Raw genomic sequence first — 14744 nt, 5'->3', positions numbered from 1 at the left:
GAGGCTACGTCCGTGGGCTTTGAGTACGTCTTCCCCTCTATCCGGGGGGTGCAGGCGGGGCGCGAGTTCTTCGTCTCGATGTGTCCACTTCGGTTGATCCCAAAGATCTTTCTCTTCGACGACGATGAGATTCCGCCGGAGGTCCGGGCCCAGAGGGTTCTCAACAAGGGCCGCCTGCCTGCGCTCACCCGCTACATCGTGGACAATCCGGACGACTACGTGTTCAGTGCGCTGACCGCGTCCATCGACGGCAACATCGTCTTTGAGGGCATCGCCGATCAGGGGACCGGCATGCGGGCGGGGCAGATTCGGGTGCCAATGGCAGCTCGCTTCCTGATCAACGACGGACAGCACCGTCGGGCGGCCATCGAGTTGGCCCTCAAGGAGAACCCTGACCTGGGTGACGAGACGATCGCCGTGGTGTTCTTCCATGACGCTGGCCTCGCCCGCTCCCAACAGATGTTCGCCGACCTGAACCGTCACGCAGTGCGGCCGTCTCGTTCCATCGGGGTGTTGTACGACCAGCGTGACGACCTGGCGAACCTCACGCGGCTGCTCGCGCTGAGGTCGCCGGTTTTCAAGCAACACGTCGAGATGGAGAGCAGCACGCTCTCCGCCCGCTCGCGGAAGCTCTTCACCCTCAGCGCGCTGCACTCGGGCAACCAAGCGTTGCTGCAGGGCCTGGAGATGGAACGGGACAAGGCGGCCGCACTTGCGCAGTCTTACTGGGAACACGTCGACACCCTGATCCCGGAGTGGGCCATGGTGCGTGAGCGCAGCCTTACCGCGCCAGAGGTGCGGCGGGACTACATCCACAGTCACGGCATCGCGCTGCACGCGCTAGGCAAGATCGGCAACGCACTTCTGCGCGACTCGACCACTCCCGCGGAATGGCAGAAGCGGTTGAAGAAGCTGTCCTCGGTGGACTGGGGACGGAGCAATCCCGATTGGGAGGGCCGGGCGATCATCGGTGGCCGGGTTTCCAAGAGCCACAACCAAGTGTTGCTCACGGTCAATTATCTGCGCCAGACGATCGGGCTGAGGCTCAGCCCTGAGGAGCAGCGCGCTGAAGACGCATACCAGCGAGGAGACGCATGAGTACCCCCACTGCGGACGCCAACCTGCTGTTCGCCGGCAGGCACCTCGACGAGGTCGTGGCCGAGCTCACGGCCGAGATTCGTGAGTTGTACACCGCAGATGAAGTTCCCTGGGTAGTCGGCTACAGCGGCGGCAAGGACTCCACCGCGGTCCTTCAGCTGGTGTGGTTGGCGCTGCGCGATCTTCCGGCGGAGCGACGCACCAAGCCGGTTTACGTGATCAGCACGGACACCCTGGTTGAGAACCCGGTCGTCGCCGCATGGGTGGTTCAGTCGTTGGACACCATGCATGCCGCCGCGTCCGCCCAGGAGCTTCCGATTGAGCCGAACCGGCTCACTCCCGAGGTCAATGACACCTTCTGGGTGAACCTCATCGGTCGTGGCTATCCTGCGCCGCGCCCGAAGTTCCGTTGGTGTACCGAGCGGATGAAGATCAGGCCTTCCAACAAGTTCATCCGGAGCGTCGTCCGCCGTCACGGCGAGGCGATTCTGGTGTTGGGGATTCGCAAGCAGGAGAGCCAGGCGCGCGCTCGTGCTATGGCCAAGCACGAGAAGCGGCGTGTCCAGGAACGGCTCTCACCCAACGGCAACCTGCCGAACTCCCTGGTGTACAGCCCCATCGAGGACTGGTCCAGCCAGGAAGTGTGGGCGTTCCTGCGACAGGTGGACAACCCGTGGGGACACCCGAACGTGGATCTGCAGGCGATGTACATGAGTGCCACCGACGATCAAGAGTGCCCGCTGGTCGTCGACAACTCCACGCCGTCCTGCGGGGACAGCCGTTTTGGCTGCTGGACCTGCACGCTGGTGGAGCAGGACAAGTCGATGGCGGCCATGGTCAACAACGTTGCCGAGCGCAAGTGGATGCGTCCGCTCCTGGAGCTACGGGACAAGCTGGACGTGACCGGCGAGGAGGAGCACAAGCTCCGGGACTTCCGCAAGATGAACGGCAGTGTCCAGCTCATTGAGGACCGCATCGTCCACGGCCCTTACACCCAGAGCGCTCGCGAGACCTGGCTCCGTGACCTGCTGGAAGCCCAGACGTGGGTGCGTGCCAATGCTCCCGAGAGCGTCCGCAACATCGAGCTGATCACGATGGAGGAACTGCACGAGATCCGCCGTCTGTGGGTCTTCGAAAAGCACGAGGTCGAGGACTCCCTGCCGAAGATCTACAAGGAGAAGACCGGCGAGGACTTCCCGGGTCGCCCGCTGGACGAGCACCTAGCCCTCGGGGCCAGTGAGATTGACCTCCTGCGCAAGGCCTGTGAAGGGGACGACCTGCTGTTCACCACCGCGCGGGAGCTCCTGGAGGTGGAACGCAGGTTCCGCACCATGACCCGCCGGTCCGGTCTATTCGAGGCACTGGAGAAGACGGTGCGGCGTGGGTACTTCGATGACAAGGACGATGCCCACGCCTTCGCCTTGAAGAAGAAGAAGCTGCGCGACGAGATCGCCGGCCGTCTGCCGCTGACTGAGGACGAAGAGGACGCCGATGCTCCTGCGTAACATCACCCTGCACGATTTCGGCGCCTACCGTGGAAAGCAGTCCCTGGACCTGGCGACCAGCCCGGGGCGGCCGATCGTGCTCATTGGAGGCATGAACGGCGCGGGCAAGACCACCCTGCTTGACGCGCTGCAGCTAGTGCTCTACGGACCGCGTGCGCGTTGCAGTGGCCGGGGCAACCGCTCGTACGACACCTACCTGCGCGAGTGCATCAACCGCCAGGCGGACCCCGCCATCGGAGCGGAGATCGAGCTGGAGTTCTCGATCATCGTCGATGGTGAGGAGAGGATCTACAAGGTCTTCCGCAAGTGGTCGGTCAGCGGCAAGAGCCTGAACGAGTACGTCAACGTGCTGGTGAACGGCAAGTGGGACAAGGGAATCAGCGAGGGCTGGGCCGACGAGGTGGAGGACCTCCTCCCGCTCGAGATTGGCTCCCTGTTCTTCTTCGACGGGGAGAAGATCGAATCCCTTGCGGATCCCGAGCGCGCTTCGGCCGTGATCGAGTCCGCGATCCAGTCCCTGCTCGGTCTGAACACCGTCCAGCAGCTGCGCACTGACCTGCTGGCCCTCCAGCGCAGGCAGAAGCTGACTGGTGAGGAGCAGGAGACTGTCGCCCAGATCCGCGAGCTGGAGGAGCGTCATGCCGCCCTCCAGCAGGAGGTGGAGGCGATGCACGCGGTGGCTGCGGGGCTGCGTCCTCAGCTCGATGTCGCGAAGCTGACTCTGGAGAACGCCGAGTACTCCTTCCAGAAGGATGGGGGTGAACTCTACGAACGCCGCCGCGAACTGGAGGAACGACGGAAGGACCTCGCCAAGGCCCAGGCGGCGACCGAGGAGTCGTTGGTCGCACTGGTCGCGGGAGCGTTGCCGCTGTTGCTGGTCGGTGAGCAACTCACCGCAGTCCACAAGCAGGCGGCCGTCGAGCAGCACGCGGAGGAGTCCGGCCAGATCATCGACCTCCTGGCCGTTCGCGACCTCGACATCATCGCCCGGCTCGACAAGGTGCTTCCGGCGACGGAACTCAAGGAGCTGCGTACCCACCTGGAAGCGGACCGCCGTGACCGGGAGTCCGCCGTGACCGTCGAGCGGACGCTTGCGCTCACCTCGGACGGCCATCGGCAACTGGCTGGACTCGACCAGGTGCTCGCGAATGAGCAGGACCGTGCACGAGAGCTGCTCGCCCAGGCCGCTGATCGAGCAGCTGCTCTTGAGGCGCTTGACCGCCAACTGGCCGGGGTTCCGGACGAGAAGCTCATCGCCGTTCGGATCGAGGAGCGGGCGCAGGCACTGCGCCGAGTGCACCAGTTGGAGGCCGAGTTGGCGAGTGCCCACGAGGCGCATGCTGCCAGCAAGGGCCGTCGCGACGCGCTGAAGGCGGAGCTGGAGCGTGCCCACGAAGCTCGGGTGAAGACCTTGGTCCGAGCCGAAGAGGTCGCCCGCATCATTGCGCACTGCGACAAGCAGCGCGCCGTGCTGGAGAAGTTCGGTGTTGCGCTACTCAATCGGCACATCAGTCGGCTAGAGGTCGCCGTCCTCGACAGCTTCACCAAGCTTATGCGGAAGAAGGGCCTCGTCCGTGACCTGCGCATCGACACCCATCGGTTCCAGCTCACCCTCATTGGGGCGGACGACGAGCCCCTCGATCCCGGGCGCCTGAGCGCGGGGGAGCGTCAGCTCCTGGCCGTCTCTCTGGTCTGGGGACTGGCGCGCGTCGCTGGCAACTGGTTGCCCAGCGTCATCGACACCCCACTCGGGCGTCTGGACAGCCGGCACCGCGAGCACCTCGTGGACCGGTACTTCCCTCATGCGAGTCACCAGGTTCTGCTGCTGTCGACGGATCAGGAGATCGACGAGCACTTGCTGAAGCGGCTCAAGCCGTCCATCGCCCAGACCTTCACCCTCGTTCACGACGACACCACGTTCACCACCTCGGTAGAGCCGGGCTACTGGTGGACTTCCGGAGCAGCGCATGTCGCTTGAGACCATCCGCCTCTCACAGCCGGCCCGTGACCAGCTGGTACGCCTCAAGCGCACCACAGGGATCAAGAACTGGAACGTCTTGTGCCGTTGGGCGTTGGCCGTCTCGCTGCGTGAGCCCTCGACGCCGCTGGTCAAGGAGATCGTTACCGACTCGAACGTCGAGATGTCCTGGCGGACCTTCGCGGGAATGTACGGAGACGTCTACCTCGCACTTCTCCGGCAGCGCTGCGCCGTGGACGGGGAGCCGTTGACCGACGAGTCCCTCAGCAAGGCACTCACGGTTCACCTTCACCGCGGAATCGGGTACCTGGCCGGCAACAAGGAGATTCGCACCATTCGGGAGCTGGTCGGTTCAGCCTGCGAATAGGGCTTCCGAGTAGCTGTGGCGAGGCGGGGAACCTGGCGCACTACGCCAGGTTCCCCGCCTCGCCGCAGCAGTACCAAATGGTGGCATTTTGTCTGATTTGGCATAATTTGTATTTATTTTCTACACCTTGTGGATTTATTGGCTGATCCCTGGCGTGGGTCACCCTTGGTCGAAATCCGAGAACCGGCCGGTCGTGCGGGTCACACCCCCTACGCTAATTCTTCACAGGATGTGGGATCATTGCATCCGAGGCGGTGGGTTGCGCCCAGGGGGGCGGGAATGCCACTGTTGGAAAGCTGGTATAAGATCCCTTCAATCGATTGCGTTGAGTAATCGATTGACTCCTTTTGGTTCGCGGGCCTGTGTGCTCGTTCGCCCGGTCCTTCCGGGCGGAGTCATGAACGATGACGTGTTTGGTGAAGCGCCTGCCGTTCACCGCTGCGCCGGCAGGCGGGCTGCTGACACGGCTGCATGCGCCGACCCCTGGGAGGCAAGGGAAAGATGTTCGGTAGCAGCGTCAGGCTCACGTTCCGTGACTTCGTACAGGGGACGTGGGGAACCTTCAGCACCCCTGCCGGCCGTGTGGACTACATCATGACCAAGGCGCGCCTGGGTGAGGAGTCCGACGAACCCGAACGTCTGCTGACCCGGAACCTCGTGCCCGTGCGAGAGGTCATGGAAGCCGGTGACCTGGACTTCGACCAACTGCTGCAGCGTGATCTGGACGACCATCGCGTTGCCGTGAAGCTGATTCCCTACCTGCTAGACCGCAAGGCCACGGGACCCGCCTTCTTCCCCCCGATCGTCGCGGTCCTCCTGCCCTTCCGGAGCAAGAAGCCGACCGAGTTCCCCACTCTTGGTGGGCCGGAGATCGTCGAGGAAGCGGGAGGCCAGGCGAAGTGGCTGCAGGAGCGGGCTGGGAACGCCTTCCAGGTCGATCGCTTGGTCGGACACGATGGCCAGCCTCATTCCGCGAACGTCGGCCGGCTGTGGTGGAACCAGATCGAGTCGCGGTTGGTCGTTCTGGATGGCCAGCACCGGGCCATGGCGCTCCTGGCCGTGGAACGCACGAAGACTAATGGATGGCAAGGCTCGTCCGGTGCGCGTTACCGGTCGTTCTACGAGAACCAGGTCAAGCAGGTGCTGCAGCGAGTCGGTGACCTCGACCTGGCCGGCATTGAGGTTCCGGTGACGGTGTGCTGGTTCCCCGAGGAGACGGGTGAACGGAGTAACCCGCACGCGGCTGCCCGCAAGCTGTTCGTGGACGTCAACAAGGAAGCGCGTCCTCCGTCGAAGTCGCGGATCATCCTGCTCTCCGACGCTGAGCTGAGCAACGTCCTCACACGCCGGGTCCTGAACGAATTGCGGGACGACAGCAGCGGAACATTGCTGCCCATCTACGCGGTGGAGTACGACAACCCGGACGCCAACACCACGCAGCCCGCCCGTTGGTCGGTGCTCACTAACATCCACCTCCTGAAGAGTGCCGTCGATCGGTGCGTCTTCGGCCCGGGCAAGTACCTACAGAAGGTCGACCAGAAGATCAGCGGCCGGACTAGCCTCGTCGAGCAGGACCGCTTCATGGCGGAGGAACAGCTCGATCTCGCCAGTGTCTTTCCGGATCAGGTGAAGGAGGGCGGCTTCACCTACACCTGGGACGAGATCGGCAACCGCAACTTCCCTCTCGGCCACGTTGATGCGATCAGCGACCGCTTCGCGAAGACTTGGGGTAGGGCGCTGATCACCCTGCTGTCGCTCACCGCTCCGTACGCCGCTCACGCCCGAGCGCTGACGCAGACCAAGGACGAGTGGCACATCAGCGACACCAGCGTGACCCTCGCCCACGACGCCCTCTTCTCCGGGGTGGGTGTGTTCTGGACCCTGCGTGACAGCTACGAGCACTACAAGGAGCGCAAGCAGGCTCAGCAGCCCGTGACCCGGACCGGAGTGATCGACGCCTGGGAGGCGCTGGGCGCCCGGAAGGAGAGCTTCGAATCCAACCGGGCCCGCGCCTACCTGGGGTCAGCCAAGACGGCCGATCTGGAAAAGGCCAATGCGGCCTACGCCGTGTTCAACACCCATGCTTGCCAGCTAGGCATGGCGATGACGCTCGGTTCGCTGTGGGAGCTGCGCAAGCAGCAGCCCTGTGGCGCAGATCTGGAGCAGTTGCCCGAATTCTCAGAGGCGCTCGTCGCCGCCTGGAACGCCTACTTCGCGCTGGAGCACGGCAAGAAGAAGGACCGGCGTCTGGTCTTCAACAAGACTGACATTCCTACGCCGCTGAACCAGATCGCCAAGATGGACACGCCACAGGCGGTCTACTTCAGGTACTTCTGGATGCAGATCCTGGACACCCCGGAAGCGTGGGTGCACCTGGAGCCTTGGTTCAATGGGCCGGCCGCCTTCCAGCGCACGCTCGGAACGGCCCGGGGCCTCTACTATGAGTTGCTTGTGGAGCAGCAGACTGCGGCGCTGAAGACCAGCAAAGCTGGGCAATCGGAGCCGCAGCGGAAGATCGAGGCCCAGCGGACGGTGGCGGCCGCGCTTCGCTACGCGCTGAAGAACTGGTTCTACGACAGCCACGAGCCCTTCGCCTCCTGGATTCAGGAGTACGGCGAGAATGCGAAGTCGGTGCAAACACCCGCCGTAGTGGCGGCAGGTGTGCCGGCCCAGTCCCATTTGCCGCTGGACTCCGAAGGCGGCGACGAGGCGCTCTCGGGGCCCGGTGTGGCTGACCTCCTGAGCGAGTGATCGTAAGTGAGCAGTCAGGTGAGGCAGGGGACCGTGGCACTCGGTGAGGAGCCATCCGTGCAGGGTGTGTCTTCCGGAAATCCCGCCGGCCTCAACGGAGACGGGGCTGGATCACGTTCATGTGGGGCCGCACCCGGCCCCACATGGCGGATTCTGCTTCCGTGGCTGGACTGGCTGGCGCCCTCCGAACTCCTTGCGATGCAGCGGTTGGGTGGTCCCGCGCAGTGGTGGCTGCGTGAGACTCCGGACCAGACTGGCGGGCGCCGGCCCGATCTGGAGGACGTCTTCGAGCTGCTCGGCTCCTTCCTCGAATCGGCGCCGCTGGACGACGAGCCGCTCTCGTCCCTCCTGCCCGCCCTTCCCGTGACCGGGACGGGTACCGCTCCGGGACTCACCGCGGAGGTGCGTGCCGTCCTGGAGACGGCCGGTGGTTCCACCCTGGGGGCGATGGGTCGGCTGACGCCGCGGAACATCCTGCGCGTACCACTCGGTACTGCCGGGGAGCGGCGGAGCGTCCTGGCAGCACTTGTGCGCGAGGGCGTTCAGCCGGGCGTCACCGGGGCCGAGCCCGCTCTCCCATTGGAGTACGGGGCGTCCTGGCCTTCGGCCACGGACAGTCCCGACGGCGCAGTCGCCGATTGGTTCGGCCGACTCGACAGCCGCCAGCGGGATCTCATTGTTCACAACCTGTGTGCCGAAGCACCGCTTTCGGTGGAGGTGCTTGCAGCACGCCACCGGACACCGCGTGAGCAGATGAGGGAGCTGCTGGCAGGGCTCTCCCGGAGCCTGAGGGAGGAGGCGGGGCGACAGCCGATGCTCGGCAGCGCCGTCACGCGGTTCGAGGACGCGGCCGGCGAGCCGGTGACCCGTACTGATCTGGCTGGCCGCCTGCCGTGGCTGTGCTTCGCTCCCGCTGCCGGCGACGTGACCGTCCTCGATGTCCTGGCCGCGGTCCTCTTGGGCGCGTCCCCAGCCGAGGAGTGGTTGTTCGCGGGATCGCTCACGCGGGCCCGTGCGCTCACGCTTGAAGCACTGGCCATGGTTCCCGGGGAGTGCCTGTCGTTGACTGCGGCCGCGCGGTTGCTCGGCGACACGGGCATGCCACTCAAGCCCACCCGGGCATGGCTACGGTCCTGTGGTCTGAACGTCGTGGCCGGGCAGGTGGAGAACGCCGCCGGTGACCGACCGGTGCCCGATACGGACCAGGAGACGCCGAGAGCACATCGACCCGAGGACGACGAGAATTGCCTGCTCGTTCTTCCCGCGGTCACCGTCGAGCCCGTCCAGGTGTGGATCGATCCGGAGAGCGGCGCTGACCCGCTGCTGCGGCTCCTCGATGAACTGCACACCCATGTCGTCCAGGAGGCGCCCGGCGTGCGGCTCTTGGACCTGCTGGCCGGAAAACATTCATTGTCCGGGCCAGCCGGGCGGCTGGTCGCACGTCTCTTGGCTGCGACTGTGGAGGCTGACGGCTGGGTCCTTCCAGAAGAGTTGCCCCAGCTCGTCCGTCTCGTGGTGGTGGCGGACCGGGCCAACCTGGCGGAGAGCTCGGATGACCCGGAACGCACGGAGGAGGCTGCCTCCGCGCCGATTGACGGCACGCTCAGGGAACGAGCATGGCACGTCCTCGACCAAGGGGGACACCCGATGACCACGCAGGTCCTGGCCGAGCGAATGGGAGACGGCGTCAACCTGCGTTCCCTCAAGTCCCAACTCCCGACCGACGAACGGTTCATGCGCAGCAACGCCGACACCTGGGCGCTCGTCGCGTGGGGACTGCGTGCGTACACGACGATCAAGGAACTGATCGCGGAGGAGATCGACAATGCCGGTGGCGTGATTCCCACGGCCGAGCTGGTCGCGATCCTGACCAAGGATTTCTCTATCAAGGAGTCGAGCCTGCTCCAGGCGGCTTCCTCGCCCCCGTTCACGGCCCGGGGCGGGGTGGTCCGGCGTCTGGGTGATACCCAGGGGGACAACATTGTGCCCCTGGGGCGTTCGGCGACGGCAGACACCGCGGTGGACCGACCCGATGGCGAGGGGCCATCCACCGAAGACCTGATCGATCTGATGGGCCTGTGATGTCGACCCGTCCCATGACTGACCTGCGCTCAGCCGGACTGCTTGGCGACTACCGGAGTGATCGCTGCGACATGGTCACCGACTTCTACGCCCCTTGCCTGGCGGTGGCTAAGGAGTACGACCGGGCAGTCGGGTACTTCAGCGCGTCGGTCCTGGCTGTACTGGGCCGAGGGCTGGATCGCTTCGCGGCCCGCGGTGGAACCATGCGCATCATCGCCTCCCCCCAGCTAAGCGCACAGGACGTGGAGCAGATCCGGGCGGGGTACGAGGTCAGGGCCGTCCTCGAACGTGCGGCCCTGAAGGACCTTCAGGACGCCTGCGAGGACCCGAGGGCCGTTCACGGGCTTGGCCAGCTCGGTGCACTCGTTGCAGAGGGTCGGCTCGACATCAAACTTGCCTACATCTCCGCGGGTGACCGCATCGGCATGTACCACGAGAAGATCGGCATCTTCCGGGACGGCCAGGACCTCGTCGCCTTCAAGGGGAGCGCGAACGAGACCATGCCCGGACTTGTGGGCAATTTCGAATCCATCGAGGTCTTCCGCACGTGGGAAGCCGGGGATAGCGCCCGTGCCATGCGGATAGACCAGGACTTCGGGGACCTGTGGTATGACCGCACCCCATTGTTGCGAGTCCTCGACTTCACCGATGCGGCGAAGGAGATCATCGAGTCCCGCGAGCACCGGTCGTCGGGAACGGCCGATTACGTGCTACCGCCGTTGGACGGGGCAATGATCACGGTGCCACGTCTGGACCAGCCGGGTCAGCTGGCCATTCCCGCCGAACTGGTGGTTCGTGACTACCAGAAGCGAGCGGTGGAGCGCTGGTTCGAGGGTGAGGGCCGCGGCATCCTGCGCATGGCCACCGGGACGGGGAAGACCCTCACCGCGCTGTCCGCTGCCGCGCAGCTGGCACGGATGCTCGCCAAGCGTGACGAGCCCCTGCTCACCGTGGTGATCGCCCCGTACCAGCACCTAGTTGACCAGTGGAGCCGTGACATCGCATGGTTCGGCGTGACTCCGGTGCGCGCCTATGAGTCTGTTAACCGCTGGTACGGCGACGCCTCCGCGTTGCTTGATGCCCTGGCCCTGGGCACCAGGAAGGGAGGCGTGATCGTAACCACCAACGCCACCTTGGCCGGCGGACCCCTCCAGGATATCCTCGAACGGCACCGGGGCCACACGCTGGTGATCGCGGACGAGTGCCACAACCTGGGCGCCAAGCGGCTGCGCGACAAGTTGCCGGCTAACGCACGCTACCGACTCGGCCTTTCGGCAACCCCGGAACGCTGGTTCGACGACGACGGCACCGCATCCCTGCGCACCTACTTTGGCAGCGTCGTCTTCGAGATGGGCATAGGTGACGCCATCCGGGCCGGAGCGCTGTGTCGTTACACCTACACTCCGGTGCTCGTCGAACTCGACGACGAGGAAGCGGAACTGTACTCGGAGGTCACCGAGAAGATCGCGAAGCTCATGGCAGTGCGTGATCTGGTTGATGACGCGGACGAGGACACCCCGCTGGGCAAGTTGCTCCGCAAACGGTCCAACATCCTCGGCCACGCCAGGGCTAAGCTTCCGGCACTGCGCCGGGAGATCAGTGGGCGTCGGGACGACTGGCACCAACTGCTCTACTGCGCGGAGGGACGCCACCCTCTTGTGCACGAACACGGCACATCTGACGAGCCGACCCAACTCCAGCAGGCGCTGATGATGGTCGGTCAGGACTTGCGCATGCCGGCCGCCCAGTACGTTGCCGAGACACGCCGCGGCGAACGGCAGGAACTGCTGCGCCGCTTCGCTGATGGCCGTGACCTGCAGGTCCTGTTGTCGATGAAGTGCCTGGACGAAGGGGTGGACGTGCCGGCGGCCCGCACGGCTTACCTGCTGGCCAGCTCCTCCAACCCCCGGCAGTTCATCCAACGCCGGGGCCGGGTGCTGCGGAAATCTCTGGGGAAGGATCACGCGGACATCGTCGACTTCATCGTTGTTCCGCTCGATCAGTCCCCGGGAGCGCAACGTGGCACCGAACGCCGCATGTTGGCGCGGGAACTGGCGCGTGTCACTGAATTCGCACGTTTGGCTGACAACGAGGGACAGACCCTGGACATCCTGCGTCCCCTGCGCGTGCGCTACGGCCTGCTGGACACCTGAGTAAGAGCGGCCAACCATGACCACAATCCGAAGCGTGGAGGCTTCATGACCACTCAACAGACGCCTCGGGAGATCCTCAACGAGCTCTCCCCGGAGGCCAAGGCGCTCGCGCAGCGGGTCTGGCAGATGGAGCGGCAGTATCTACACGTGAAGAACCCGACCCTGCTGACCGAAGAGATCGTTCGAGCCGCCAAGGAGCTGGCCAAGTGAAGCTGCTCAAGCTCACTCTTGAGGACTTCAGGGTCTTCCACGGCGTCCAGGAGCTGAACCTCGAAGTCACCGAGGAGAAACCGGCAGTCCTGTTCTTCGGAATGAATGGAGCGGGCAAGACCACCCTGCTCAATGCCTTCACCTGGGCGTTGTACGGAACCTTCTCCGGGGACGTGGAGTACCAGGAACGCGTCATCAACGACCACACGTGGAGTCAGGCCAGCCCTGGCGATCAGATTGGGGCCTCAGTTCGGCTGCTCTTCGAGCACGAGGGGCTGCTGTTCAACGTGCACCGCTCGGTTTCCACCGTTAAGAGATCGGACGAGCAGAGCGGACTGCCCGCGAAGCTCACCGTCACGGAGACCGACCACGGAGTCAGCAAGACGGTCGAGAACGGCCAGGACCGAATCCAGAAGATCCTTCCTGAGGAACTACGACAGTTCTTCTTCTTCAACGGTGAGCGCATGGAGCGCATGTTCACTGGTGATCGGACCGACGAGGTTCAGCAGGCCATCAAGACCCTCATGGGCCTGGAGGAGATCGAGCGTGCTATCAGCAATCACCTGCCCAAGGCCTCGGCCAAGCTAGCCCGGCAGGTGGGCAAGGACGGCGACTCCCGTCTGCAGATGCTGACCGCAGACCAGGAACGGCTCGTGCAACAGAAGCTCAAGGTGCACGATGAGCTCCTGAGACTGTCACAGAACGCGGCAGGGTACGAGCGAGAAGTCGACGCCGCGAACCGCGCACTTCTCGCGAACGGCAAGGCCGCGCCACTGCAGCGCCAGCGAGCCAAGCTCGAGGAGCGTCGCCGGGAGCTCCTGGAGAAGCGGGACGCACGCCAGGAGGACAAGAAGGACCTGCTCGCCAAGAACGCGTTCCTAGCCTTCACCGGATCCCTCGACGAACAGGTGCTGGACCTGGCTGAGGGCATGCGCAAGCGTCGTGAGCTCCCGGCCGGCATCCAACGCGACTACATCGACGGGTTGCTGGACGACGGCGTGTGCATGTGCGGTCGTGATCTCGCAGAGGGGTCTGGGGCCCGTAGGGCGCTCGAGGAACGCCGGTACAACGCGGGACTGGCCGACGTGGAGACCCGCTGGATGTACCTTGCGGGCAAGGCCGCCGATCTGCCGCAGGTGCGTGCCGAGGTGTTGGAGCGACTGCGTACCTGTGTCCAGGACATCGAAGAGCTCAAGCTGTCGATCGACAAGGTCGACGCCGAGGAGAGCGACATCGCCCGCGAACTGCAGGGCGTGGACGTGGTGGACGTCCAGAAGCTGGAGGAGCGCCGCAAGGACTTCGACCGCAAGCGTGTGGAGGCTCTGCAGCTGCACCGGGATGCCAAGACGCAGATCGAAGAGCTCGACGAGCAGATCGAGAAGGTCAAGCGCCAGTTCCATGCTGCGAAGGTGCAGGACGAGGAGTCGCGCAGGATTCAGCGCCAGGTTGCCTTGGTGGAGGAGGTTCTGGAGGCCTTCCGGAAGGTCCGGGATGTCAAGACCGAAGAAGTGCGCAATGCGCTGGACGCGAAGATCAAGAGTGTGTTCGCGCGGATCTGTATCAAGCCGTTCACCCCGCACCTGACACCGTCGTTCGCTCTGGAACTGGTGAACGACACGTTTGGTGGTTCTGCCGCACGCAGCACTGGTGAGAACCAGATCCTTGGCCTGTCCTTCGTCGGCGCGGTCTCCGAGTTGGCCAGAGAGACCCACGACCGGAAGGAGGGGGCGGGCGACGCCGCGATCGGGGGAGGGGGCATCTACCCCGTCGTGATGGACGCCCCGTTCGGTAACCTCGACGTCGCCTACCAGAACGACATCGCCGAGTCCTTGCCCAAGCTGACCTCGCAGATCATCACCCTGCTCTCCCAATCGCAGTCCCGCGGAATGGTTCTGGACCACCTCGGCGGAGCAGCCACTCGCATGTACGTGCTGCGTTCGTTCACCACCAACGGCGATGCCGACGAGCAGACCATCACCATTTGTGACCAGGTCTTCCCCTACGTCTCGCACGGCGAGTTCGACCACACCGTCCTGGAAGAGGTGTCCCTCTGATGGTTGTCGAGATTCGTTTCCGGCGTCCTGCCGAGCACGAGCAGCTGCTCCTCGCCCTTACCGGCAAGGACGGGCCGTTCCGGTCAAACTACGAGGCCCTCCTCTTCTCGGCGGCCCTCGGCAAACGGAAGGGACAGCGCAGGGCCTTCGAGAAGTCCGGCGAGCAGATTCGTTACGCCTTGGTGGAGAACCGTCCGTACGGAGATGTGCTCATCGACCTCCTCGCAACCACCGAGAAGCCGGGAGACGCCAAGATTCTCGCGGACGAGCGTCTCGGCGAGCGGCTGAGGATCTTCGAGGAGTACGCCAACGGCGGGTTGCACTACCTTCAGGGTGAGGTCAACAGCCGGGGCAGCCGGGACCTGGTTGCGATCGTCAGTTCCCTGGTGCTGGACGCTTTGACGCCCGCTCCCGTGGTGGACGACAACCCGGTCAAGGACATGCTCGACGCCTTGGAGTGGTAGCGCTGCGGTGGTCCGCTGGGTGCCCTGCGGACCACCGCAGCGCTGGTGAACTCCCATTGTCAGCGTTGCTCCCTACCCTGTT

At 64.7% G+C, this 14744-nt stretch carries 10 protein-coding genes; all 10 read left to right on the top strand.

The window, feature by feature from the left end; genetic code table 11:
• Positions 1-12 precede the first annotated feature (12 nt).
• Positions 13-1098 (top strand): DNA sulfur modification protein DndB, encoded by a 1086-nt coding sequence (dndB, locus tag ACIO9K_RS02915; RefSeq protein ID WP_400326476.1) that lies wholly within the window; start codon positions 13-15, stop codon positions 1096-1098.
• Entirely contained in the window at positions 1095-2603 is a 1509-nt protein-coding gene (dndC, locus tag ACIO9K_RS02910) for a DNA phosphorothioation system sulfurtransferase DndC (protein ID WP_400326473.1), read from the top strand. Before dndB ends, dndC begins: the two co-directional genes overlap by 4 nt.
• On the top strand, positions 2590-4581 hold the full coding sequence (gene dndD, locus ACIO9K_RS02905; RefSeq protein ID WP_400326470.1) for a DNA sulfur modification protein DndD: 1992 nt from the start codon (positions 2590-2592) through the stop codon (positions 4579-4581). The genes dndC and dndD overlap by 14 nt, the downstream gene beginning before the upstream one ends.
• Complete coding sequence (gene dndE, locus ACIO9K_RS02900) at positions 4571-4948, top strand: DNA sulfur modification protein DndE (protein ID WP_400326467.1); 378 nt, start codon at positions 4571-4573, stop codon at positions 4946-4948. Before dndD ends, dndE begins: the two co-directional genes overlap by 11 nt.
• Positions 4949-5542: 594 nt before the next feature.
• Positions 5543-7699, top strand: coding sequence for a hypothetical protein (locus ACIO9K_RS02895; protein ID WP_400326464.1), 2157 nt, complete (start codon positions 5543-5545; stop codon positions 7697-7699).
• Positions 7700-7756: 57 nt separating this feature from the next.
• Positions 7757-9781: a hypothetical protein gene (locus ACIO9K_RS02890; RefSeq protein ID WP_400326461.1), complete on the top strand. Its 2025-nt coding sequence runs from the start codon at positions 7757-7759 to the stop codon at positions 9779-9781.
• A gap of 14 nt (positions 9782-9795) precedes the next feature.
• On the top strand, positions 9796-11934 hold the full coding sequence (locus tag ACIO9K_RS02885) for a DEAD/DEAH box helicase family protein (protein WP_400326458.1): 2139 nt from the start codon (positions 9796-9798) through the stop codon (positions 11932-11934).
• A gap of 45 nt (positions 11935-11979) precedes the next feature.
• Positions 11980-12144 (top strand): hypothetical protein, encoded by a 165-nt coding sequence (locus tag ACIO9K_RS02880; protein ID WP_400326455.1) that lies wholly within the window; start codon positions 11980-11982, stop codon positions 12142-12144.
• The gene (locus ACIO9K_RS02875) at positions 12141-14198 is read left to right on the top strand and encodes an AAA family ATPase (protein ID WP_400326452.1); all 2058 of its coding nucleotides are present in this window, start codon (positions 12141-12143) and stop codon (positions 14196-14198) included. The genes ACIO9K_RS02880 and ACIO9K_RS02875 overlap by 4 nt, the downstream gene beginning before the upstream one ends.
• Positions 14198-14662, top strand: a complete 465-nt coding sequence (locus ACIO9K_RS02870; protein WP_400326449.1) for a DNA phosphorothioation-associated protein 4 — start codon at positions 14198-14200, stop codon at positions 14660-14662. The genes ACIO9K_RS02875 and ACIO9K_RS02870 overlap by 1 nt, the downstream gene beginning before the upstream one ends.
• Positions 14663-14744 lie beyond the last annotated feature (82 nt).

This window comes from Kitasatospora sp. NPDC087271 (assembly GCF_044744605.1).
Classification (GTDB): Bacteria; Actinomycetota; Actinomycetes; order Streptomycetales; family Streptomycetaceae; genus Kitasatospora.
The sequence above is the reverse complement of the archived record's forward strand: the minus strand, read 5'-3'. Positions and strand labels throughout refer to the sequence as shown.